Genomic DNA, 1,773 nt, shown 5'->3' with positions numbered 1-1,773 from the left:
AGAGCCGGGTGACGGCATCGCGGCCCGACATCGTCGACCGCAACGGCGAAGTGTTGGCCACGGACATCAAGACGGCGTCGCTGTTTGCAGAACCACGCCGGATTGTCGACGCCGACGAGGCGATCGAGAAGCTGTCGACGGTGCTTCCCGACATCGACTATGAGCAGACCTACCATAAGCTGAAGAGCGGCGCCGGTTTCGTCTGGCTGCAGCGGCAGCTGACGCCCAAGCAACAGTCCGACATCATGCAGCTCGGCATTCCCGGTTTCGGCTTCCGCACCGAAAAGCGCCGCTTCTATCCGAGCGGCGAGACCTCGTCCTACATTGTCGGGCTCACCAACATCGACAACCAGGGCATCTCCGGCATGGAGAAATATGTCGACGAGCAGGGGCTGAGCGACCTGCAGGCGTCGGGCCTTGCCATTGCCAAGGATCTCAAGCCGGTAAAGCTTTCGATCGATCTGCGCGTGCAGCATGTCGTGCGCGACGAGATCGCCGCCGGCCTGGAGCGCTATCGTGCCATGGGCACCGGCGCCGTTGTGCTCAACGTCAAGACCGGCGAAGTGGTGGCCATGGCCTCGGTGCCGGATTTTGATCCGAACAATCCCTACAACGCACAAGACAAGGACCGGCTGAATCGCATGTCGGCGGGCCTCTACGAGATGGGTTCGACCTTCAAGAGCTTCACCTCAGCCATGGCGCTCGATTCCGGCAAAGCGACGATGGCGAGCCGCTTCGATGCTTCGCATCCAATCCGGGTCGGCCATCAGGCCATTCACGATTTCCACGGCAAGAACCGTGTGCTGTCGTTGCCGGAGGTGTTCCTCTACTCGTCCAACATCGGGTCGGCCAGGGAAGCCGAGATGGTCGGCATCGAGGGGCATCGCGAATTCCTGCATCGCCTTGGCATTCTGGACAGGATGCAGACCGAATTGCCGGAGACTGCCCGTCCGACTGAACCGAAGGTCTGGAAACAGGTCAATTCATTCACCATCGCCTTCGGCCATGGCGTGTCGACGACGCCGCTGCAAGCGGCTGTGGGCTGCGCGGCGTTGATGAATGGCGGCTTCCTGATGAACCCCACCTTTCTGGTGCGGACGCAGGCGGAAGCGATGGCCACCGCCAAGAGAGTGGTGAGCGAAAAGACCGTCGAAGGCATGCGCTACCTCTATTCGCTCAATGCCGAAAAGGGCTCTGCCAGAAACGCCAGAGTCCCCGGCTACCGCGTTGGCGGCAAGACCGGAACCGCCGAGAAGGTCATCAATGGCCGCTACTCGAAGGACTTGAATTTCAACACCTTCGTCGCCGCCTTCCCGATGGACGATCCGCAGTATCTGGTGTTTACCATTGCCGATGCCCCGCACCCGGAAAAGCCCGGCATGACGGATGTCGCGGCTGCGAATGCTGGGGTTATGGCCGGCAATATCATCAGGCGTTCAGCTGCCATGCTTGGCGTGAAGCCAGATTTCAGCCATGAAAATGGTGCAACGCTGGTTTCCTATCAGTGATTCTTAGGGCGCGCCGGCAACAGCGCGCTATTTTGTTGCGGTGAACGGGACTCGATGAAGCTCAGAGATCTAGCCGGTATCCTGCCCGTCGAGGGAATAGCTTCCGTCGATCTGGAGGTTACAGGGATTTCTTCGGATTCCCGCCAGGTAAAAGCGGGCGTTGTCTTTTTTGCGCTCGCCGGAACCAAGGCCGACGGTGCCGTTTATGCCGCAGATGCCGCCGCGCGCGGTGCGGCCGCGATCGTGGCGGGCAAGGGCAGCACCA

Annotated in this window: 2 protein-coding genes; both read left to right on the top strand. The window is 60.7% G+C overall.

Going from position 1 to position 1,773, the window contains the following annotated elements; translation table 11 throughout:
• Nucleotides 1-1,508: penicillin-binding protein 2 (locus tag EN925_RS34590; protein ID WP_164894612.1), on the top strand; the 1,508-nt coding region annotated here is incomplete at its 5' end.
• A 54-nt stretch (nt 1,509-1,562) separates the two neighbouring features.
• Nucleotides 1,563-1,773: Mur ligase domain-containing protein (locus tag EN925_RS34585; RefSeq protein ID WP_245487407.1), on the top strand; the 211-nt coding region annotated here is incomplete at its 3' end.

This window comes from Mesorhizobium sp. M7A.F.Ca.US.006.04.2.1 (assembly GCF_004022915.1).
GTDB lineage: Bacteria > Pseudomonadota > Alphaproteobacteria > Rhizobiales > Rhizobiaceae > Mesorhizobium > Mesorhizobium ciceri.
This window is presented reverse-complemented; position numbering and strand designations above follow the sequence as displayed.